The sequence below is a fragment of the Actinopolymorpha sp. NPDC004070 genome (genome assembly GCF_040610475.1).
In the GTDB taxonomy this organism is placed as follows: domain Bacteria; phylum Actinomycetota; class Actinomycetes; order Propionibacteriales; family Actinopolymorphaceae; genus Actinopolymorpha.
The window spans coordinates 34933-55390 of sequence record NZ_JBEXMJ010000008.1 but is presented as its reverse complement, the minus strand read 5'-3'; the positions used below and the strand labels follow the sequence as shown (position 1 = coordinate 55390).

At 71.9% G+C, this 20458-nt stretch carries 19 protein-coding genes and 1 tRNA gene; 6 read left to right on the top strand and 14 right to left on the bottom strand.

Going from position 1 to position 20458, the window contains the following annotated elements; translation table 11 throughout:
- The first annotated feature begins 343 nt into the window (after positions 1-343).
- Together ABZV93_RS15825 and ABZV93_RS15820 are read left to right on the top strand one after the other, a co-directional pair.
- The gene (locus ABZV93_RS15825) at positions 344-508 is read left to right on the top strand and encodes a hypothetical protein (RefSeq protein ID WP_354935826.1); all 165 of its coding nucleotides are present in this window, start codon (positions 344-346) and stop codon (positions 506-508) included.
- 132 nt (positions 509-640) lie between these two features.
- Positions 641-988, top strand: a complete 348-nt coding sequence (locus ABZV93_RS15820; RefSeq protein ID WP_354935824.1) for a VOC family protein — start codon at positions 641-643, stop codon at positions 986-988.
- A 52-nt stretch (positions 989-1040) separates the two neighbouring features.
- Here the strand turns inward: ABZV93_RS15820 and ABZV93_RS15815 are convergent, their stop codons facing one another.
- From ABZV93_RS15815 to aroH, 8 genes are all read right to left on the bottom strand, one after another.
- Positions 1041-1802, bottom strand: a complete 762-nt coding sequence (locus ABZV93_RS15815) for an aminoglycoside phosphotransferase family protein (RefSeq protein ID WP_354935821.1) — start codon at positions 1800-1802, stop codon at positions 1041-1043.
- 53 nt (positions 1803-1855) lie between these two features.
- Complete coding sequence (locus tag ABZV93_RS15810; protein WP_354935818.1) at positions 1856-2494, bottom strand: GyrI-like domain-containing protein; 639 nt, start codon at positions 2492-2494, stop codon at positions 1856-1858.
- A gap of 129 nt (positions 2495-2623) precedes the next feature.
- A tRNA-Pro gene (locus ABZV93_RS15805) sits at positions 2624-2697 on the bottom strand.
- Between the two features lie 79 nt (positions 2698-2776).
- Positions 2777-4195 carry a ribosome biogenesis GTPase Der gene (gene der / locus ABZV93_RS15800; RefSeq protein WP_354935815.1) on the bottom strand — a complete coding sequence of 473 codons (1419 nt, stop codon included), beginning with the start codon at positions 4193-4195 and terminating at the stop codon, positions 2777-2779.
- A gap of 160 nt (positions 4196-4355) precedes the next feature.
- Positions 4356-5090: a lysophospholipid acyltransferase family protein gene (locus ABZV93_RS15795; protein ID WP_354935812.1), complete on the bottom strand. Its 735-nt coding sequence runs from the start codon at positions 5088-5090 to the stop codon at positions 4356-4358.
- A 56-nt stretch (positions 5091-5146) separates the two neighbouring features.
- On the bottom strand, positions 5147-5881 hold the full coding sequence (gene cmk, locus ABZV93_RS15790; RefSeq protein ID WP_354935809.1) for a (d)CMP kinase: 735 nt from the start codon (positions 5879-5881) through the stop codon (positions 5147-5149).
- Positions 5882-5913: 32 nt separating this feature from the next.
- Complete coding sequence (locus tag ABZV93_RS15785) at positions 5914-7023, bottom strand: prephenate dehydrogenase (RefSeq protein WP_354935806.1); 1110 nt, start codon at positions 7021-7023, stop codon at positions 5914-5916.
- On the bottom strand, positions 7020-7412 hold the full coding sequence (aroH, locus tag ABZV93_RS15780) for a chorismate mutase (protein ID WP_354935803.1): 393 nt from the start codon (positions 7410-7412) through the stop codon (positions 7020-7022). Before aroH ends, ABZV93_RS15785 begins: the two co-directional genes overlap by 4 nt.
- A gap of 229 nt (positions 7413-7641) precedes the next feature.
- Between aroH and ABZV93_RS15775 the strand changes: the two genes are divergently transcribed.
- Positions 7642-8547, top strand: coding sequence for an aminoglycoside phosphotransferase family protein (locus tag ABZV93_RS15775; protein WP_354935800.1), 906 nt, complete (start codon positions 7642-7644; stop codon positions 8545-8547).
- A 43-nt stretch (positions 8548-8590) separates the two neighbouring features.
- On the opposite strand, the gene ABZV93_RS15770 is transcribed toward ABZV93_RS15775, so the two are convergent.
- Positions 8591-9592, bottom strand: coding sequence for an acyltransferase domain-containing protein (locus ABZV93_RS15770; RefSeq protein ID WP_354935797.1), 1002 nt, complete (start codon positions 9590-9592; stop codon positions 8591-8593).
- A 32-nt stretch (positions 9593-9624) separates the two neighbouring features.
- The gene (locus tag ABZV93_RS15765; protein WP_354935794.1) at positions 9625-10104 is read right to left on the bottom strand and encodes an ester cyclase; all 480 of its coding nucleotides are present in this window, start codon (positions 10102-10104) and stop codon (positions 9625-9627) included.
- Positions 10105-10174: 70 nt separating this feature from the next.
- Between ABZV93_RS15765 and ABZV93_RS15760 the strand changes: the two genes are divergently transcribed.
- Entirely contained in the window at positions 10175-11236 is a 1062-nt protein-coding gene (locus ABZV93_RS15760; RefSeq protein ID WP_354935791.1) for a DUF4037 domain-containing protein, read from the top strand.
- Between the two features lie 14 nt (positions 11237-11250).
- Here ABZV93_RS15760 and ABZV93_RS15755 read toward each other — a convergent pair whose 3' ends face one another.
- From ABZV93_RS15755 to ABZV93_RS15740, 4 genes are all read right to left on the bottom strand, one after another.
- Positions 11251-12339: an acetate/propionate family kinase gene (locus ABZV93_RS15755; RefSeq protein ID WP_354935788.1), complete on the bottom strand. Its 1089-nt coding sequence runs from the start codon at positions 12337-12339 to the stop codon at positions 11251-11253.
- Complete coding sequence (locus ABZV93_RS15750) at positions 12339-14858, bottom strand: phosphoketolase family protein (protein WP_354935786.1); 2520 nt, start codon at positions 14856-14858, stop codon at positions 12339-12341. The genes ABZV93_RS15755 and ABZV93_RS15750 overlap by 1 nt, the downstream gene beginning before the upstream one ends.
- 304 nt (positions 14859-15162) lie before the next feature.
- Complete coding sequence (locus tag ABZV93_RS15745) at positions 15163-15900, bottom strand: creatininase family protein (protein ID WP_354935783.1); 738 nt, start codon at positions 15898-15900, stop codon at positions 15163-15165.
- Between the two features lie 34 nt (positions 15901-15934).
- A complete protein-coding gene (locus ABZV93_RS15740; protein WP_354935780.1) occupies positions 15935-17677 on the bottom strand; it encodes a protein kinase in 1743 nt (580 codons plus the stop codon).
- Positions 17678-18062: 385 nt separating this feature from the next.
- Here ABZV93_RS15740 and ABZV93_RS15735 point away from each other — a divergent pair, with 385 nt between their 5' ends.
- Both ABZV93_RS15735 and ABZV93_RS15730 read left to right on the top strand, forming a co-directional pair.
- Positions 18063-19466: a cation:dicarboxylase symporter family transporter gene (locus tag ABZV93_RS15735; RefSeq protein WP_354935777.1), complete on the top strand. Its 1404-nt coding sequence runs from the start codon at positions 18063-18065 to the stop codon at positions 19464-19466.
- A gap of 83 nt (positions 19467-19549) precedes the next feature.
- Positions 19550-20416, top strand: coding sequence for a hypothetical protein (locus tag ABZV93_RS15730; RefSeq protein WP_354935774.1), 867 nt, complete (start codon positions 19550-19552; stop codon positions 20414-20416).
- Positions 20417-20458 lie beyond the last annotated feature (42 nt).

Sequence of the window (20458 nt, the reverse complement as noted above, 5' to 3'; positions counted from 1 at the left end):
GCGGCGGCAATGACCGAAGGAGCTGCGTTGACACCGACGCGGTGACTCCCCTACGCAGGAACCGCGACTTCATGGTGCTGTGTGTGGACCGGGCACGCGTCCCACCATCACCTGCATGTCCGCGGCCATCACCGCCATGGTGCTCGTCGCTCCACGATCAGGCACATGCGCCTGGCCCCGGCGAGTGATCGGGAGAACGCTGACTGACAGGCAATGGGCGTGTGATCATGTCGCTGAGCGCGGGTGGAGGCGCCGCGTCAACCGGCAGTTGCGCTGGACCAACGGTCCCCCGGCGTGGCGATGTAGCTATCGGGTGAAGATCAGAACCAGGACAATCGTGACGATGAGCGAGAGCAGTACCGAGCCGATGCAACCCAGTCTGTTGCTGAAGAAAAAGAACATGGCGTACCTGTCCGGTCGAGAAGTGGGGGCGAAACGCTTGGGCTACCTTCTCCGGCGCGGCGTGCCCACGACGATACATCCGCCGGTGGCAGCATCGGGCGGCTGACCTCGGTTGATGGCGCACCCGACGGGCGGTCGAGCAGATCAGTTCGGCCGGCTCCGCTGAGTTTCCGCGCGAGCGCCGGTCTGTCCTTCAGCGCCCGACCGGTCGGGTCCGACATCGAGTGGGGAGACAGACATGGCGGTAGGAGTGTTCGCAGGGATCCCGGTGCGCGACTATGCCAGCGCGCTGGAGTGGTACAAGCGTTTGTTCGGTGCTGAGCCGACCTTCTATCCGAACGACGTCGAGGCGGTCTGGCAGTTGGCCGAGGACCGGTACGTGTACATCATTCAGGACCCCGGCAGGGCCGGCGGTGCCGTCAGCATGATCTGGGTCGACGACCCGACGGCCGAGGTGGCGAGGATCTCCGACCAGGGCCTGGAGCCGGTCGACGTCGAGAAGCACGGCTCGGTATGGAAGTACGTCTTCCATGACGGCGACGGCAACGAAACCGGAATCGGCGGCGAGGTCTCGACGGCCGGGTGACAACTGGCCCCGCGTTCCCGGGGCTTGGTTTGCCGTTGCTGCCTTCGTTTTCTCATGCGAAGTGACGAGCCGTCCACAATCGGTCGCCGCGTGCTTTCTCGTTCAAGCCCATCTGCCGGAACGTCGCCCAGGGACCGCTGCGCGTCGACACCCGTCGTTCGTACTCCGCCTGTGCTCGAAGCACCACCTGGACGAGTTCGCGGCTGGAGACACCGGCTCCGGTCGCGAAAGCCTCGAGCCGTGCGTGTCGGTCCGGGGGACTCGGGAAGCCCCGTTGGCCGGCTCGGTCATCGTCCATCAGGGGCACGGTGAACCACGCCAGATGGCCTGTGTCGTACCAAGGATCGCCGGGCCCCGCGAAGTCCCAGTCCAGTACGCCGACGACCCGCTGCCGGTCACCCCACAGGAGGTTCCAAGGTCCCAGATCGCCGTGCTGCAGCGCCTCGCCCGGTGTGGGAGCGCCCTCCGCACACTGCCATCGCGCGTCGGCCGCGCACGGGTAGGCGCTCAGGAGTTCTCGGAGGCGGCGCGTGAGCCGACCCAGTTCTTCAGCGCCCTCGTCGCTGAGGATTTCGGGAATGAACGGGAAGCCCTGGTCACGTCCCTCGATGTAGCTCAGCACCTCCCTGCCGTGCCGGTCGACACCTCGCGGATCGGGCGCGAGGTCGAACCCCCTGGCTCGAAGGTCCCCCAGGAGGTGCTGGACGGAGGGAGTCCAGTGACCGGCCGGACGCCGCACGGTGTCGCCGACACGTACCAGGTTTCGGTCTTCCAGGCCCGCGCCGGAGATGGGCTCCTCCGGGTACTCGTCCATGACCGCACCCTCGCGGAAGCCCGGCGCCACCGCAACTTTCGGCGGGCTGGGATCTACACCTGCGGTTCGGTGATGTCGCGAACCGGCTGCCGGAGGATGGTGCGCAGTTTCTCGGGTGCGGTCTTCCGGGGGTCGCTGAGATAGATCTCGTGGTGCTTGCCGACCATGCGAAGGCTTTGAGCAGGAATGAACTCGTGGTGCATCCGGGCGAGGACGTCGGCCTCGTCGTCGTACGACCCGACGTGCAGTGTCTGGACACACCGGCCCTCGGACAGCGTTTCCAGGCGGACGTCGCCGAGCCGTGCGGGTCGGTCCCTGGCGCCGGCCTGCTCGACGGCATCGTCGAACACCTGCTGGTCGATCCAGTCCGGAGTCATGATCATCAACGTCCAGTCCCACCGCGCCTTGTCGCGCGAGGCCGTGAAGGAGTCCATGTCCTCGGCCCACCACAGACCTTCCAGCGGCATGACGACGTAATCGCGTCCGAGGTCTCGCTTGCTGGCGAACTTCAGCTTGTAAGCGACTGGACAGAGCGCGTTGACCGAGTCGGCGTACGCGGGTGAGGTGTTCGGGTCGCCGTGACCGTCGATCATGAGGTACTGCATGTCGGGCACGTTCACGAGCCGGAACCGGCCTCGTTTCGCCTGGTAGGGGTCGAGGTCCTTCTTCAGGTCGAGCTTCGTGCCGGTCATCGGGCACCGGTCCCCCGGCCGCGTCGTTGTAGCTGGTCCGTCGATGCCCGCGCTGGGGCTCGTCGAGGGAGGCGGGTCAGAGGCCCTGCGATCGCCTGTGCCCCGCGGCGACGTTGTTCACTTCGTGTGTCGGGCTGGCGGGATTTGAACCCACGACCCCTTGACCCCCAGTCAAGTGCGCTACCAAACTGCGCTACAGCCCGTGGCCGGCGACTCCGCCGAACCGACCGAAACCTTACCGCATGGTCCGTCGGCGGTACGTCACCGGCTCCGAGTCCACGGTCAGCTCTTCTTCCGCTTCTCCCGTACCTTCACCGAGATCATGATCGGCGACCCGGAGAAGCCGAACTCCTCCCGCAGCCGCCGCTCCACGAACCTCCGGTACGACGCCTCGATGAAGCCCGTGGTGAACAGCAGGAACTTCGGTGGCGACGTCTGCGGCTGGGTGGCGAACAGGATGCGGGGCTGCTTGCCTCCGCGGACCGGGTGCGGATGGGAGGCGACGAGCCGGCCGAGGAACGCGTTCAGCTGCCCGGTGGGAATCCGGGTCTCCCAGCCGGCCAGCGAGGTCTCCATCGCCCGGACCAGCCGGTCGACGTGCCAGCCGGTGCGGGCGCTGACGTTGATCCGCGGCGCCCACTGGACGCGCACCTGCCGGTCGAGTTCCTTCTCCAGCCGCAGCCGGCGGTCCTCGTCCACGAGGTCCCACTTGTTGAATGCCAGGACCAGGCCGCGGCCCGCCTCCACGACGGTGGTGATGATCCGCAGGTCCTGCTCCGACAGCGGCTGGGAGGCGTCCAGGAGTACGACGGCCACCTCGGCGCGGTCGATCGCGGCGGAGGTACGCAGGCTCGCGTAGTACTCGTGCCCGGACGCCTCGCGGACCCGGCGGCGGATCCCGGCGGTGTCGATGAACCGCCAGGTCTTGTCGCCGAGTTCGACCAGCTCGTCCACCGGGTCGACGGTGGTGCCGGCCACGGAGTCGACGACCACGCGTTCCTGCCCCGCGAGCCGGTTCAGCAGGCTGGACTTGCCGACGTTCGGCTTGCCCACAAGGGCGATCCGCCGCGGCCCGCCGGTGCCGGGTTCGCGTTCGGGGGGCGCCTCGGGGAGCACCTCGAACACCGCGTCGAGCAGATCACCGGTCCCCCGCCCGTGCATCGCCGACACCGCCAGCGGCTCACCCAGCCCGAGCGACCACAACGCGGTCGCGTCGGCCTCCCCGCGATGGTCGTCGGCCTTGTTGGCGGCGACCACCACCGGCTTGCCCGACCGGCGCAGAATCTTCACCACGGTCTCGTCCACGTCGGTCGCCCCGACGGTGGCGTCGAGCACGAACAGCACCACGTCGGCGGCCTCCACGGCCAGCTCGGCCTGCGCGGACACCCGCGCCATGAAGCCCTTCGCCTCGGGGTCCCAGCCGCCGGTGTCGACCAGGGTGAAGCGGCGTCCGCGCCAGTCGGCGTCGTAGGCGACGCGGTCCCGGGTGACGCCGGGCAGGTCCTCCACGACCGCCTCGCGGCGGCCGAGGATGCGGTTGACCAGGGTGGACTTGCCGACGTTCGGCCGCCCGACGACGGCCACCACTGGTACGTTCTCGGCCGCCTCGTCCTCGGCCCCGAATGCCGTTCCGTCGAATTCTCCGAACCCGTCGATATCGTCGACGTAGTCCTCGACGCGGCGCTGCTCCTCGTTGCTCACAAAAAGTCCTCTATGTCGGGGCCGGTGTCCCAGGCCTCGGTCGCGGGCGCATGGGGGTGCCCGCGGTGGTGCTGAACGGTCGAGCTGTGCGAACTGCCCGTGCGCTCAGTGCCCCCGGCTCCGCCCCGGACGGGGCAGCCGGTGCGCTCAGGTGTCCAGGCTACGGCGTGACCACCGGACCGGGTTCGGGCTCGGGGTCGGCGACCGGTCCGGGCAGGTCCCGGCCGGTCAGCTCGCAGGCATAACGCAGGTGGCCCACCAACCATTTCTGCAGCCACTGCGCCTGCTCGCGGACCACGCCCTGGCGCCGGGGCCAGTCCGTGCGCGGCAACGTCACCGGCGGCCCGAACACCAGGTCGACCGGGGACCGCGCGGGCGGCACCGAACTGATCGAGGACCCCGACAGCCTGGTGCCCAGGCACACGACCGGAACCACCGGCGCTCCCGTGCACAGCGCGAGGTAGGCCACGCCGGACTTGATCACCGTGAAGTCGCCGGCCCCGCGAGCCCCCTCGGGGTAGATCGCCAGCGCGTCGCCGCGGTGGAGCACCGCCAACGCCGCCTTGACGGCAGCCGGGTCGGTGGCCCGGCGGTCGACGGGGATCTGCCCCATCCCGCGCAGTGCGCGGCCGACCGCGCCGCGGAACATCTCCTTCTTGACGATGGCGTGCACCGGCCGCCGGGCGACCGCGCACAGCACCGGGCCGTCGAGGATGCCGACGTGGTTGGACGCGAGGATCACCGGGCCGGTGGGGGGTACGTGGTGGTCGTCGTGCACCCGGACCTTCCAGGTCGCCCGCACCAGCCGCTCCACGAGGGGGCGCGACACCGCCAGGCTGCGCCGGGGCGGTCCGATCACGTCGTGCCAGTACGGAGTCACAGCCGGCTCACTCATCGTCGGCCCCCATCAGTCGCTTGCCCGGTCGCGCGGTCGGTCGCTCGGTCGCCCGGTCAGCGACGGCCGGGCGTGCCGGCGCGCTCGTCGGCGAGGGCGCAGATGCGCTCGATGACCTGGTTGAGGTTGAGCTCGGTGGTGTCCAGCACGATCGCGTCTGGCGCCTGGTTGAGCGGCGAGGCCGTCCGGGTGGAGTCCTTCCTGTCCCGGAGGGCGAGCTCCTGCTGGGTGAGGGTCACCTCGACCTTCGCACCGCCCAGGCCCTCGGCGGCCCGGCGGCGGGCACGCTCCTGCTCGTGCGCTGTCAGGTAGACCTTGACGGTGGCGTCGGGCGCGACGGTCGTCCCGATGTCGCGACCCTCGACGACGATCCCACCGGCGCCGATGAGCTCACGCTGCAACGCAACCAGCCGCTGGCGGACGGCCGGGACCGCGGAGACCGCGGAGACCGCGTTGGTCACCTCACGGGACCGGATCGGGCCGGACACGTCCACCCCGTCGACGGTGATCGTCGGGAGGTCGGGGTCGGTGCCGGCCCGCAGGTCGGGCTCGCCGGAACGCGCGGCCACCTCGTCGGCGTCGTCGACCGGTATGCCGGCGCGCATCATCCACCAGGTCACCGCGCGGTACATCGCACCGGTGTCGAGGTAGCGCAGGCCCAGCCGGCGTGCGGTGCCGCGGGCGGCGCTGGACTTGCCGGAACCGGACGGCCCGTCGATGGCCACCACGATCCCCGCCGTGCCGGACCGCTCGGCCTGCTCGGTACGGTCGGCCTGGTCGGCTCGCTCCACCTGTCGTCTCCCTCCGGGTACTCGTGGGGAGGCTACCCGTGCACGTCCCACCCGTGGTGAGCCAGGGCCTCCAGCAGGGCGGGAACGGTGTCCTGGTGGACCCACAGCTCCACCAGGCCGGCCGGTGTGTTCGGGCTGTGATCGATGCGTACGTCCTCGATGTTGACTCCGGCGGCGCCCACGTCGGCGAACAGGCGGGCCAGCTCCCCCGGCTGGTCGGGCAGCAGGACGGGTACCGCGCTGAACGCCTCCGGACGCGCGCCGTGCTTGCCCGGCAGCCGGCGTACGCCGGTGGCGCCGCGTTCCAGGGAGTTGCGCAGGTCGGCCAGCCCGGCCTCGGCCGCGTCCCGCTTCTCCAGCGTGTGCGCGACCCGGTGCAGGTTGTCGGCGGCCTCGTGCAGCAGCCGGGCGACCGGCTCGGCGTTGGCGGACAGGATCTGCGTCCACAGCTCCGGGTCGCCGCCGGCGATCCGGGTCACGTCCCGCAGCCCCTGGCCGGCGAGGACGAGGTGTCCCTCCGCGGCGGTGGTCAGCAGGCCGGCGACCACCGTCGAGGCGACCTGCGGAAGGTGGGAGACCAGCGCGACCGCCTCGTCGTGCTCACCGGGTGAGAGCTGGACGGGAAACGCTCCGCAGGTGCGGGCCAGCCGCTCCATCGCGGCCACCGCGTCCGGCCGGCTGTCGGCGTGCGGGGTCACCGCCCAGGCCCGGCCGTCGAACAGGTCGGCGCGCGCGGCCAGCGGACCGGACTGTTCACTGCCGGCCATCGGATGCCCGCCCACGTAGCGGTCCAGCGCCGCCCCCACGGACGCGTTGGCCCGGGCGCCGGCGAGTGCGGCGGCCTTGACGCTGCCGAGGTCGGTGACGGCGGCACCGGGAAAGCGGGCCAGCGCGCCGGCGATCACCGGGCCGAGTGCCGCCGGGGGTACGCCGACCACCACCAGGTCCGTCGAGTCGCTGCCCGGCGAGTCGTCCGCCACCACGGGCACGCCCGCGCCGAGGGAGACCGCGACCCGCAGGTTGCCCGGGTCGGCGTCCTCCAGCAGCACCTCCACGCCCGACCGGCGCAGCGCCAGCGCGACCGAGGTGCCCATCAGGCCCGCCCCGATCACCACCACGCGGCGGAACGGCGGCTCGGTCATGCCTTCGTCTCGTCGGGTACGGCGTGCACGTGGGCCAGGTCGCGTCGCAGCGCGGCCGCGCCGTGCAGGTAGACGTGGGTCACCTCGTCACGGGTGAGGTCGGTCTCCACGTGGGCGAGCAACCTCACCACCAGAGGCATCCCGCCGCCGATCTCCAGCTCCCGCGCGCACAGCAGCGGGACGTCGGTCATCCCCATCAGCCGGGCGGCGTAGGCGGGGAACTCCGACTGCACGTCGGAGGTGGCGGTGAAGATGACGCTGATCAGGTCGTCGTTGGTGAGGTCGTTGCTGTGCAGGACGGTGCGGACGAGCTCCGCGACCCGCTCCAGCAGGTGTTCGCGTTCGTCGACCTCGAGCTGGGTCGCGCCACGCACTGCCCGGACAGCCACCGTGGTTTCCTTCCGTACGGGGTTCCGGGTCAGCCTATCGACGCGGGCCCCGAGGCCCTCCCCGGGCGCACCCCGGGCGGCGCCGCGTTCCCGGACGGAAGGCGCAAACCGGGCGTTCGCGAGGCGAGCGGATGCCGGCGAAACCGACGTGACGACCGCGACCGGCCGCCGGTATGGTCCCCGCCGGGATGCGCGCTCGCCCGGAGGCCCGCCCCGGACAGGGAGCAGCATGCGGATCGTCGTACCCCCGAGCTTCGTGGCGGAGCGGGTCATGCTCGCCGGACCGGGCGCCCACGCGTGGCTCGACCGGCTGCCCGACTTCGTGGCGGAGCTGGCCCGGCAGTGGGCGGTGGAGGTGCTGCCCGACCCGCCGCGGCACGGCGCCAACAGCCTGGTCTTCGAGGTTCGGCGCGGCTCCGAGCCCTGCGTACTCAAGGTCTGCTGGGACCCGGCGAGCACCGCGGTGGAGGCCGACGCGCTGCGGGCCTGGGACGGACGGGGCATCGTCCGCCTGCTCGCGGCCCGGCCCGAGGACGGTGCCCTGCTGCTGGAACGCCTGGATGCGGGGCGTTCGCTCGCCGACCTCGAGCTGTTCGAGGCGGCCGGGATCGCGGGCGGGCTGCTGCGCCGGCTCGCGGTGCCGGTCATGGCCGACCAGCCGCTGCCGGTCGGTACGCCGCGACTCGCCGACCTGGGCGCCGAGATCGCGGCCACCGTGCGCGACCGGCAGCGCGAACTCGGTGGCCCGGTGCCGGCCCGGTGGATCGACCTGGTGGCCGCCACCGCCCGGGACCTCGCAGCCGGCGCGGGCGGCGACCTGGTGCACGCCGACCTGCACTACGGCAACGTGCTGGGCGCCGATCGCGAACCCTGGCTGGCGATCGACCCCAAGCCGGTCGCGGGCGAGCCGGAGTTCGCGGTGCCGGAGTTGATGTGGACCCGGGTCGACGAGGCGCCCGATGCCGGGGCCATCCGCGACCTGCTCCGCGTCCTGACCGCGGCCGGCGGCCTGGACCCCGAGCGCGCCCGCGCCTGGGCGATCGTCCGCGCGGTCGACTACTGGCTGTGGGGGCTGGGCGTCGGCCTCACCATCGACCCGCCGCGCTGTGAACGCGTGGTGGCCGCCCTCGTCTGAGGACGGCCACCACGACCCGCGCGGTTCACTGCGTACGGACGCCCTACAGGGCGACCCAGCCCGACCGCACCTGCCAGTGCTTGCCGGCCTCGAGGTGCGCGGCGACCGCGCGTTCCAGCGTCGTACGCCGGGGAAGCTGGTCGACTGTCGGGTTGATCATCCGGAAGACGAACTGGAACACGTCCCGGTCGCCGTCGTGGCCGCCCGGCAGGAGCTCGAACCGCCGCTGGAACCGGATGATGTTGGAGTCCTCGGGGAGGTACTCGGCCAGCTGCGGGTCGAGCAGCCAGGACGAGCAGACGCCGTAGCGGTACTTGTCCTCGGGGAAGTACCGGTCGTAGAACTCCTTCGCGCGGCGGAACGACTCGTCGCAGGCCTCGGGGGTCATCGGCCCGGACTCCGGGATGTGGACGCCGAGCACCGGGTCGCCCTTGCGGAACGGCGCTCCCCCGGCCGAGATCGTCTCGTCGTCGAAGGTGACCAGCGCCCGGTTGAACTGCAGCCGGCCGAAGTCGTAGATCAGGCCGCGGAAGTGCAGGGAGAACCAGCCCTGCACGTCCAGGCCGCCGACCCCGTGGATGCGGCGGTAGATCGCGATCTGGCGGCCGAGGTCGGCCAGGATCGCCCAGCTGTCCGACGCCGGGATGCCGCGGCTCTCGTGGTAGCGAAGCAGTGCCGGAATCGAGGCGAGGAAGACGTGGACGTAGAAGAACCTCCCCTTCGCGTCCAGCTCGGCGGGGAGGTTCGGCCAGCGCAGCCACGGCGTGTCCAGGGTGCCCGTGCCGGAGATCAGGTGCTCGTGGCACCGCTGCAGCAGCCACCACAGCTGCGGGTCTTCCGCCGCGGTGAACCGCGTGGCCACGATGTCGGCCGCGTCGTCGGCGTGCAGGCCGAGCGGCTCGGCCAGCGCCTGCACCTGGGCGGGTTCGGCCAGAGTGACCTCGGTCTCGGGCGGGCCCACCCGGTCCAGCTCGCTCACCCAGGTGGCGTACTCCTCGCCGCCGCCCAGCCAGGCCGTCACCGCGGCCGCGTCCAGCTCACTCACGCACGTCCTCCTCAGACTCCGAACCTGCCCACTCAGCCCTCGACCTGGAGCTGCCGCATCAGATGGTCGGCGTCCGAGGACACCCAGTACTCAGCGGCGCGGCCGTCTGCCAGCCGCACCAGGTCCAGCCCAGAGAATGCCACCCGCGTCCCCTCCGGCGCCCGCGCCCCCGGCAGTCCGCCTCGGTAGCTGCCGGTGAATGTCCAGCGCGCTGCCACCATGTCACCGTCCGCGATCGGTCCCTGGTCGATCCGTACGTCGATGTCGTCGAACAGCGCCGCGCTCTGCTCGACCAGCGCGAGCAGGGCCTTGGGGCCACGGGCAGGGTCGTCGTGCCCGCCGCGGCGGATGGCGAAGTCGTCGGTCACGAGTTCGGCGGCGAGCTGGGTGCGCCGGGCGGGTTCGGCGCCCCACAACTCGACGAGGAAGCGGTAGTAGAACTGCCGGGCGCTCGGGCGGTCCGGCGTGCTCGCTGTGCTCGGTGTGCCGGGTGTGCCGGGTGTGCCGGTCATCGGAGTGCTCCTCCCGTGTGTGCGAAAACCGATTGCGTACGCCCATGCCGGTGCCACCAGGATGGGCCTCGTGCCTGCCACCTTCGTTCCCTCCCTGGAGCTGAACGCGGCCTTCCACGCGGAGGTCGTCGCTCCCCTCGTACGTCCGGTCGAGCACGCCGCCGCCTTGCTGGGCTGGGGATCGGACGTGCTCGGCTACGACACCGCCCGCTCCACCGACCACGGCTGGGGGCCGCGGCTGCAGGTGTTCGTCGCCGAGAACGACGTGGACGCGGTGCGCGGCCGGGTCGACGCCGGGCTGCCGAAGGAGTTCCGGGGCTGGCCGGTCCGGTTCGGCTGGGACAACGCACCCGAACAGCACCGGGTCGACGTCCTCACCTGGCGTGACTGGCTGCAGGGCCAGCTCGGCGTGCAGCCGCTGGACGGGATGAACACCCTCGACTGGCTGACGGTGCCGCAGCAGCAGCTGCTCGGGGTGGTGCGCGGAGCGGTGTACGCCGACCCGGCCGGTGAGCTGGCGGCGACCCGGAAGGCGCTGGCGTGGTACCCACCGGACGTGTGGCGGTGGCTGGTGGCCGCACAGTGGGGCCGGATCGCCCAGGAGGTCGCGTTCGTGGGCCGGACCGCGGAGGTGGGTGACGACCTCGGCTCGGCGGTGCTGGCCGCCCGGCTGGTCCGCGACCTGACGGGCCTGGGATTCCTGCTGGCCAGGGAGTACCGCCCCTACACCAAGTGGGTGGGCACCGCGTTCGCCCGGCTGCCGGGGGCGGACGCGCTCGTCCCGCCGCTGCGCCGGGCCGTCGCCGCCACCGACTTCGAGAGCCGCGAGCAGGCGCTCGTCGAGGCCTACGAACTGATCGGACGGTGGCACAACGAGTCCGGGGTGAGCGGGCCGGTCGACCCGCACGTGCGGCCGTATCACAGCAGGCCGTTCCGGGTGCCGGACGCGGAGGGGTTCGCGCAGGCGTGCCGGAACGCGATCGAGGACCCCTGGCTGCGGGAGCTGCCGCTGGTGGGTTCGGTGGACCAGTTCGTCGACTCCACCGACGTGCTGAGCGCCGCCGACCGGACCCAGCACCTGCGCGCGCTGTACACCGGGCTGAGCACCCAGCAGGAACCCGCACAGGGCTGACACCCCGGGCCGCCTCACCGGCAGAGCCGGGCCACCTCCGCGGCGATCTGGAGGTCCTCCCGGGCCTCGATCACCAGCGTCCTGGCCCGCGCCGTCGGCGCGGTGACATCGGTGTCCCCGTCGGCCCGGGAGTTCGCCTCGTCGTCCAGCGCCAGCCCGAGGAAGGCCAGGCCCTCCACTGCCCGGGCGCGCACCAGCGGGGCGTGCTCGCCGACGCCGCCGGTGAAGACCAGGACGTCCAGGCCGCCCATGCTCGCCGTCATCGCCGCGACCAGCCCGCGCAGCCGGTGGACGTACACCCCGATGGCGAGGTTGGCCTGCGCGTCCCCCGCCTGTGCCCGCTCGACGACCTGCCGCATGTCCTTCGTGCCGGCCAGGCCGACCAGTCCGCTCTCGCGTTCCAGCGCGGCATCCAGCCCCTCGACGTCGACCACGCCGTTGCGCAGCAGCCACACCAGCAGGCCGGGGTCGACGTCGCCGGGCCGGCTGGCCATCACCAGCCCGGCCAGCGGCGTGAACCCCATCGAGGTGTCGACGCTGCGGCCGGCCCGGACGGCGGTCGCCGACGCGCCGGCGCCGAGGTGGCACACCACCGTCCGCAGCTCCTGCACCGGGCGGTCCACCAGCTCGGCGGCGCGCCGGGCGGCGTAGGCGGCGGACAGCCCGTGGAAGCCGTACTTGCGCAGGCCGTACTCCTCACGCCAACTCGCCGGGACCGCGTAGGTCGAGGCGGCCGGCGGCAGCGTGGAGTGGAACGCGGTGTCGAAGCAGGCCACCGCCGGCACGTCCGGGAGCTGTTCGGACACCAGGTCGATCCCGGCGAGCGTGGTGGGCTGGTGCAGCGGCGCGAGTGAGGTGTACTCCCCCAGCCGTTCACGTACCCGTGGGTCGATCCGCACAGCACGGGTGTACGCCGGACCGCCGTGCACCACCCGGTGGCCGACCGCGTCCGGGCGCTCCATCGCCTCCAGCGCCTCGGCCAGCGCCTTGCGGCCGGCGTCGGTGTCGGCGGTCTCCACGTGCCGGCTGTCCAGCAGCTTGTCGTCGTCGAGGAGCGACAGCTTCAGCGTCGCCGACCCCGCGTTGACGACCAGGACGCGCATCACGCACGCTCCGGCGCCCGGCTCGGGGCGGGCGCGTGACCCGATTCGGCAGGCTGGGCCGGGTGGCCGCCCGGCCAGGTCCAGTCGCTGACCTCCGGCGTGTCCTCGCCGTTGTCGCGGGTGTAGCGGCGGGCCCACAGCCGGGCGTCCACCATCTCCTGTCGCAGTCCCGCCGCCCGGACCGCGAGTCCCGGCACCCGGTCGATCACGTCGATGACCAGGTGGTAGCGGTCCAGGTCGTTCAGCATCACCATGTCGAACGGCGTGGTGGTGGTCCCCTCCTCCTGGTAGCCGCGGACGTGGAAGTTCGCGTGGTTGGTCCGCCGGTACGTCAGCCGGTGGATCAGCAGCGGGTACCCGTGGAACGCGAAGATCACCGGCCGGTCGGTCGTGAACAGTGCGTCGAACTCCCGGTCGGGCAGCCCGTGCGGGTGCTCCGACGCCGGCTGCAGCCGCATCAGGTCGACCACGTTGACCACCCGCACCTTCAGGTCGGGCAGGTGCCGGCGCAGCAGGTCGACCGCGGCCAGCGTCTCCAGCGTGGGCACGTCCCCGGCGCAGCCGAGGACCACGTCGGGCACCTCGCCGTTGTCGTTGCCGGCCCACTCCCAGATCCCGATGCCGCGGGTGCAGTGGGCGATCGCGTCCGTCATCGACAGCCAGTTGGGCGCGGGGTTCTTGCCGGCCACGACGACGTTGACGTAGTCGCGGCTGCGCAGGCAGTGGTCGTACACCGACAGCAGCGTGTTGGTGTCCGGCGGCAGGTAGATCCGTACGATCTCGGCCTTCTTGTTCACCACGTGGTCGAGGAAGCCGGGGTCCTGATGGGAGAAGCCGTTGTGGTCCTGGCGCCACACGTGGGAGGACAGCAGGTAGTTGAGCGAGGCGATCGGTGCCCGCCACGGGATCTGCCGGGTCACCTTCAGCCACTTGGCGTGCTGGTTGACCATCGAGTCGACGATGTGGATGAACGCCTCGTAGCAGTTGAACAGCCCGTGCCGGCCGGTGAGCAGGTAGCCCTCCAGCCAGCCCTGGCACAGGTGCTCGGACAGGACCTCCATCACCCGCCCGTCCGGTGCGAGGTGGTCGTCGCCCGGCTCGACCGCGGCGTCCCACGCCCGGTCGGTCGCCTCGAACACCGCCGACAGCCGGTTGGACGCGGTCTCGTCCGGCCCGAACATCCGGAACGTCGTGGGGTTGTCGCGGATCACGTCCCGCAGCCAGGTGCCGAGCACCCTGGTCGGTGCGGCAGTGGTGGCGCCGGGCGCCGGCACGTCCACGCCGTACGCCGCGAAGTCCGGCAGGTCCAGGCCCTTGAGCAGCAGACCGCCGTTGGCGTGCGGGTTGGCGCCCATCCGCCGGGTGCCGGTGGGTGCGAGGGCGGCGAGCTCGGGCCGCAACCTGCCGTCGTCGTCGAAGAGCTCCTCCGGGTGGTAGCGGCGCATCCACTCCGCGAGCAGCTCCAGGTGGGCGGGGTTGGTGCGTACCTCGCTCAACGGCACCTGGTGCGCGCGGAACGTCCCCTCGACCTGGATCCCGTCGACCTCGCGCGGGCCGGTCCAGCCCTTGGGAGTACGCAGGACGATCATCGGCCACCGCGGCGGCACGCCGTCCGGCCCCGTCGATCCCGCCGTCGACCGGCCCGAACGCGCTGCCTCCTGGATCGCCCGGATCCCGTCGTACGCGGTCTCCATCGCCGCGGCCAGCTTCCGGTGCACCGCGGCCGGATCGTCACCGGCCACGACCATCGGCTGGTAGCCGTACCCCTCCAGCAGGCTGCACAGGTCACGCTCGGGGATCCGGGCCAGCACCGTCGGGTTGGCGATCTTGTAGCCGTTCAGGTGCAGGACGGGCAGGACCGCGCCGTCGTGCCCGGGGTCGAGGAACTTGTTCGAGTGCCAGCTCGCCGCGAGCGCCCCGGTCTCCGCCTCGCCGTCGCCGACGACGCAGCAGACCAGCAGGTCGGGGTTGTCGAACGCCGCGCCGTACGCGTGCACCAGGGAGTAGCCGAGCTCGCCACCCTCGTTGATGGATCCCGGGGTCTCCGGCGCGACGTGGCTCGGGACCCCGCCCGGGAAGGAGAACTGCCGGAACAGCCGGCGCATGCCCGCGGTGTTCTGGCTGATGTGCGGGTAGACCTCGCTGTAGGTGCCCTCGAGGTAGGTGTTGGCGATCAGGCCCGGGCCGCCGTGGCCGGGCCCGGTGACGAACATCGCGGACACGTCGTGAGCGCGGATCAGCCGGTTCAGGTGCGCGTAGACCAGGTTGAGCCCGGGGGTGGTGCCCCAGTGCCCGAGTAGCCTCGGCTTGATGTCGGCGGGTTCGAGCGGCCGGCGCAACAGCGGGTTGTCGAGCAGGTAGATCTGGCCGACGGACAGGTAGTTGGCCGCCCGCCAGTACGCATCGACCAGCGCCAGTTCGGCGTCGTCGAGCTCGGTCGGCTCGGCGGGCCCGGTCAGCACGGTCGCACCCGGGCCGGTGGCGTTGGTGGTGTCCGTCGCGGCCGTTCCGGCGGTCATGGCGGCCTCCCCGTCGTGGATGTCCGGTCCGCTGCCAGCCTGCCCGACAGAGCCGGGCACAAACCATGATCAGACCGGCGTCCGCCGCTCCCGGTCAGCGGCGTCGACCACCGCGCGGTGACCCTAGGTGCGGGTCTGCCGGCGGCTCCGGGCAGGTTCGCCGGCCGGACGCAGAGCGGCGTACGCCGCTGCCGGGTCGTCGGCGAAAAGGCGCACCGTGTGTACCCGCGCCTGTCGGCAGAGCGGGCGGACGACGATGACGGGTTCGTTCGGTCAGCCGGCGTACGGGCGAGGACGACACCGTCTAGATCGAGGCGGCGAGGTCGACCAGCTGGCCGGCGAGCCTGCGGACCAGGTGATCCAGCCACTCCCGGCCCTGCGCGGCGTCGGCCTTGGCCGGGTCGTCGGTGTAACCGTCCTGCTCGTGCCAGGACGCCTGCCGCTGGATCTCCACCCCGGGCACCGCCGGAATCGTGGGTACGTCCGTGCGCGGCGCGCGTTCGGCGACGAGTTCGGGGTCGACGGCCAGCACCAGGGAGGTCTCGAACCCACCGGCGTGCCCGGGCAGCGGCGTACCACCGAGAGCGGCGTCAGCGGCGCCGTCCCAGTAGTCGAGGTAGCCCACGGCGATCGGCGACCGGACGGACGCGGCGGCGGCCGCGGCCGAGCAGATCCCGCGGTTTCCGCCGTGGCCGTTCACGATGACGAGCCGGCGCCCACCGCAGTCGGCGACCGACCGGGCCACGTCGAGGAGTAGCGCGAGCAGCGTCTCCGGCCGCAGGGACAGCGTCCCCCCGAACGGCAGGTGGTGGTCGGACGCGCCGATCGGCAGGGTCGGGGCGAGGACGAGCGTGCGCGACGCGGACTCGGCGGCGAGTTCGACCGCCCGGGTGGCGGCGGTCTCGGCCAGGAGCGCGTCGGTGCCGGTCGCCAGGTGAGGGCCGTGCTGCTCGGTCGCACCGACGGGGAGTACGACCACCGCCTCGGGCAGCAACGCGGTCAGCTGGTCCCGGGTCTGTGCCTGCCACCGGACGACGCTCATGTCGGTCCCCTCCCGCCGCGGGCGCCCGCGGACCTCAGTGGTTGTTGCCGTGCCCGTTGTCGTTGCCCTTGCCGTGACCCTTGTTGCCGGCCGGCCCCTGGTCACCCTGCCAGTCGGCGCCGAGGATGCGGTCCAGTGTCCCGCTCGCCGGGAGATCGTCCTTGTGGTACGCCTTCGCGAAGTCCTGGCGCAGCTTCCGCATCTGCTCGCGGGCCTTCTCCGGGTCACCGTCCGCGTACGCCTGACGGGCCTCGTCCACCGACTCACGCAGCCGGTCCGCGACCTTGTGGTCGATGCGCCCGGTCGAGGACAGGAACGCCAGCGCGGCGTCGAGGCGGTTCAGCCAGGCCGGGGAGCCGACGGCGGGAGTATCGGCATCCCCGGAGTTGCTGGAGTCGGACACCCGTGCGGTGGCGCGCGGCGCGGGCGTGGCCTTCTTCTGCTGGCTGACCGGCTGGTTCGGGGTCGGGTTCCGGCTCTGGCCGCGGTGGGCGGTGGCCGACGGTGTGGGAGGCTGCTCGCCCGCCACCGGGGCCTCACCGGCCCGCGCGGTGTTCTTCCAGACCCACAACGACGCGCCCAGCAACGCCACCGCGAGAACCGCGGCGACCGCCAGGACGGCGAGGTCGGCCGACCGGCGGCGAGGACGCGCGGCAGCCGCCGGGCGTGCCGGCCTGCCGTCCCCTCCGCTGCCGGCGCCCCGCCCGCCTGCGCCGCTCACCGCACCGGCAGCGTCGGGCTCCAGATCAGGCAGTGCGAACGTCCGGGTGGCCTGGTCGGAGGTGCCGGGACCTCCGGCGCCGTCGGCTGCGCCGGGCTGCCCGGCCGCGGCCCACCCACGTCCGGCGGTCGCGGCTCCCGCCACCGCGGGCGTCAGCGCGGTCGCCGCCTCGCCCGGGTCCGGTCCCGGCCATCCGTTCGCCCCGGCCGACCTGGTCGAGCTGGTCGAGCTGGTTGAGCTCGTGGACAGCAACGCGGCCCGTACCGCGGCCGCGTCGGCCGGTCGGTCGTCCGGCTTCTTGGCCAGCAGGCCCAGCACCAGCTGGTCGAGGTCCTCCGGAACGCCCGGACGCAGCCGGGACGGTGCCGCGGGCGGGTTGTGCAGGTGGCCGTACACCACCTCGGTCGAACCACCGACGAACGGCGTCCGGCCGGTCAGCAGCTGGTAGAGCACGCACCCCAGCGCGTACAGGTCGCTGCGGGGGTCTGCGGACCGGCCGCGCACCTGCTCGGGAGCGAGGTAGGACGCGGTGCCGACGATCGTCCCGGTCCGGGTGAGCCGGGTGGAGGCCTCGTCGAGCACCCGGGCGATGCCGAAGTCGACGACCTTCAGCGAGCCGTCCTTGGTGCGGACGAGGTTGCTCGGCTTGACGTCGCGGTGGACCACCCCGGCCTGGTGTGCCGCGTGCAGCCCGGCGGCCGCCTGGGCGCCGAGGTCGCGTACGTCGTCGGGGGGCAGCGGGCCGCGTTCGGCCAGGAGGGCGGCGAGAGTACGCCCGTCCAGGAGCTCCATCACCAGGAACGGCCGGCCCGACCATTCGCCGACGTCGAAGACGGCGACGACGTTGCGGTGACTGAGCTGGGCGGCAGCTCGCGCCTCGCGGACGAAGCGCTCCCGGTCCCCGGCCTCGGTGACGCCCGCGTGGAGGAGTTTGACCGCGACCGGCCGGCCCAGGGTGGAGTCGTGTGCCCGCCACACCTCGCCCATGCCGCCGCGACTCAGCAGCTCCTCGAGGCGGTAACGCCCGAGGGTTGTACCGGCCCTCACCGCACTCACGTTCACCATTCCTCAGCCGACGGACTCGTTGCGATCTTTCATTTCCACCGCCGCAGCAGCGTACGCATGCACAGCCTGGAATCGCACGCACACCGCCCTCCGGCGTGCCGCGGCCCGCGCGTCGCTCACTGAGCGTCCGGGCAGTCACACGTTCGGTCGTTCGCCGGCTCGCCCGTCAGTCGTACCCGGACGGCGGCTCGTCGTCCACCTTCGGCGTCGCCGGATTTCGGCCCGTGATCGACAGCCGGAGATGCGGGTCGCCTCCCGGCCGGTAGATTTCGCCGCGCGCCGAAGTGTCGGCGTGTTCCAGGAGACGGTCCGTGCCGACGTGCAGTCCTCGGCAACCAGGTGGTCGTCCTCCTCCGCCGGAAGTTCAGGAGAGCCCATGACAGGACAGACGCCGTCCGCGGACCGACCGGACACGCCCCGCCGCGACCGGATCCACTTCCTGTACCCCGCGGTGATCGTGGCGGTGGTCCTCGGCGCGGCGGTAGGGCTGCTGTTCCCGGACTTCGGGGTGTCGCTGAAGCCGGTCGGCGACGGCTTCGTCGCCCTGATCAGGATGATGATCAGCCCGATCATCTTCTGCACGATCGTGCTAGGGGTCGGTTCGGTCCGCCAGGCGGCCAAGGTCGGACGGGTGGGCGGCCTCGCCCTGGGCTACTTCCTCGTCATGTCGACGGTCGCGCTGGCGATCGGCCTGGTGATCGGCAACCTGATCCATCCCGGCTCCGGCCTGCACCTGACCGAGGCGCTGCGCTCGGCCGGGCACGAGCAGGTGTCCTCGGAGGCGAAGTCCACCACCGAGTTCCTGCTGGGCATCATCCCCACCACGCTGCTGTCGGCGCTGACCGGCGAACAGGTGCTGCAGACGCTGCTGGTCGCGCTACTGGTGGGCTTCGCGGTGCAGGGGCTCGGCCGGCCCGGCCAGTCCGTGCTGAGCGCGATCGCGGTGATCCAGCGGCTGGTCTTCCGGATCCTGTCCATGATCATGTGGCTGGCGCCGATCGGTGCGTTCGGCGCGATCGCCGCGGTGGTCGGCGCGACCGGCGTGGACGCGCTGATCAGCCTCGCCCAGATCATGCTCGGCTTCTACGCCACCTGCCTCATCTTCGTCGTGGTCGTGCTCGGCCTGCTGCTGCGTGTCTTCGCGAAGACGTCGATCTTCTCCCTGCTGCGCTACCTCGCCCGGGAGTTCCTGCTGATCGTGTCGACGTCCTCGTCGGAGTCGGCCCTGCCGCGGCTCATCGCCAAGATGGAGCACCTGGGGGTGAGCCGGTCCGTGGTCGGCATCACCGTGCCGACGGGGTACTCCTTCAACCTCGACGGCACCGCGATCTACCTGACCATGGCCTCGCTGTTCGTCGCGGACGCGCTCGGCAAGCCGCTGTCGATCGGGCAGCAGATCTCCCTGCTGGTGTTCATGGTGGTGGCCTCCAAGGGCGCGGCCGGAGTCACCGGAGCCGGACTCGCCACGCTGGCCGGCGGTCTGCAGAGCCACCGTCCCGACCTGCTCGACGGCGTGGGCCTGATCGTGGGCATCGACCGCTTCATGTCCGAGGCCCGGGCGGTGACGAACTTCGCCGGAAACGCCGTCGCGACCGTTCTGGTCGGCACCTGGACCGGTGAGTACGACCGGGAGCGGGCGCGGGAGGTGTTCGCGGGCCGGGCGCCGTTCGACGAGGCCACGATGGTCGACGACCACGGCGCCGGCGATGCCGGTCACGACGCCGAACCCGGCGCCGGTGTACGCGACGTGGAACCCGCCGGAGGCGGTGCCCGCGGCTGAGGTGGCCCCACATCCTTTGACGACCCTCCTACGTTGGTGGCCTCGGCACTCCGCAGGTACGGACGACGTGAAGGGTGGCCGCCATGACCGGTCCGGAAGGACCCCCGCCGGCCGCGCACATCGTCGAGGCGTTCGGCGGGGACGCCGCGCGCCTCGCCAAGTTGGCGGGCGGACAGGGCACCTCGTGGCGCGCCGGGGGCATCGCCCTCAAGCCGACGGCTCCCGACGAACCGATCGGCTGGCTCGGCGCCGTACTGAACCAGCCTCCCGACACCGACGACTACCGCGTCGCCCGGCCCGTGGCCACCGCCGACCGGCGGTGGATCGTGGACGGCTGGTCCGCCACCACCTGGGTGGACGGCGCGCACGTCGCGGGTCGGTGGGAGGAGGCGCTGAAAGTCTCGGCCGCCTTCCACGCGGCGCTTGCCCGGGTGGAAGCTCCGCCACGGCCGGCCGAGAGCGACCCCTGGTCCGTCGGGATGCGCGTCGCCTGGGGCGAACTGCCGGCACCGAGCCACAGTCGCGATGTCAACGCCCTGTTGACAGAACTCTCAGCGCTTCTGGAACAGCCCTGGCAGGGCCCGCCCCACCAGCTCATCCACGGTGACCTGGAAGGCAACATCGTCTACGCCGACGGCCTCCCACCGGCCGTCATCGACTTCTCACCGCACCGCGCCCCGGCGCCGTTCGCGGACGCGATCATCGTCGCCGACGCGACCGCCTGGAAAGGCGCTCCGGCCGAGCTCGCCGCCGACTTCGCCGCCACGCGCACCGCGGGCCCGCAACTGCTCGCGCGAGCGGCCGTCTACCGCGTGATCACGATGGTCGAACTCTCAGCCGACCCCGAGGCCGTCGCCAGCGAGATCGCCGGCTACCGGCCTGTCGTCGACGCGGCCATCGCCTTCGTCACTCACCGGTTCTTCGTTGACCCTCGGTACGGCCGGGAGTAACTTCACGTTGACCGGATGAGTTTATTTGGTCAATGACCTTCG

Excerpts from the sequence above, each read along its gene's own strand:
- ABZV93_RS15825 (WP_354935826.1), top strand. The coding sequence starts at position 344 with ATGAGCGAGAGCAGTACCGAGCCGATGCAACCCAGTCTGTTGCTGAAG.
- ABZV93_RS15820 (WP_354935824.1), top strand. The coding sequence starts at position 641 with ATGGCGGTAGGAGTGTTCGCAGGGATCCCGGTGCGCGACTATGCCAGC.
- ABZV93_RS15815 (WP_354935821.1), bottom strand. The coding sequence starts at position 1,802 with ATGGACGAGTACCCGGAGGAGCCCATCTCCGGCGCGGGCCTGGAAGAC.
- ABZV93_RS15810 (WP_354935818.1), bottom strand. The coding sequence starts at position 2,494 with ATGACCGGCACGAAGCTCGACCTGAAGAAGGACCTCGACCCCTACCAG.
- ABZV93_RS15795 (WP_354935812.1), bottom strand. The coding sequence starts at position 5,090 with ATGAGTGAGCCGGCTGTGACTCCGTACTGGCACGACGTGATCGGACCG.
- ABZV93_RS15785 (WP_354935806.1), bottom strand. The coding sequence starts at position 7,023 with ATGACCGAGCCGCCGTTCCGCCGCGTGGTGGTGATCGGGGCGGGCCTG.
- ABZV93_RS15775 (WP_354935800.1), top strand. The coding sequence starts at position 7,642 with ATGCGGATCGTCGTACCCCCGAGCTTCGTGGCGGAGCGGGTCATGCTC.
- ABZV93_RS15765 (WP_354935794.1), bottom strand. The coding sequence starts at position 10,104 with ATGACCGGCACACCCGGCACACCCGGCACACCGAGCACAGCGAGCACG.
- ABZV93_RS15755 (WP_354935788.1), bottom strand. The coding sequence starts at position 12,339 with ATGCGCGTCCTGGTCGTCAACGCGGGGTCGGCGACGCTGAAGCTGTCG.
- ABZV93_RS15750 (WP_354935786.1), bottom strand. The coding sequence starts at position 14,858 with ATGACCGCCGGAACGGCCGCGACGGACACCACCAACGCCACCGGCCCG.
- ABZV93_RS15745 (WP_354935783.1), bottom strand. The coding sequence starts at position 15,900 with ATGAGCGTCGTCCGGTGGCAGGCACAGACCCGGGACCAGCTGACCGCG.
- ABZV93_RS15735 (WP_354935777.1), top strand. The coding sequence starts at position 18,063 with ATGACAGGACAGACGCCGTCCGCGGACCGACCGGACACGCCCCGCCGC.
- ABZV93_RS15730 (WP_354935774.1), top strand. The coding sequence starts at position 19,550 with ATGACCGGTCCGGAAGGACCCCCGCCGGCCGCGCACATCGTCGAGGCG.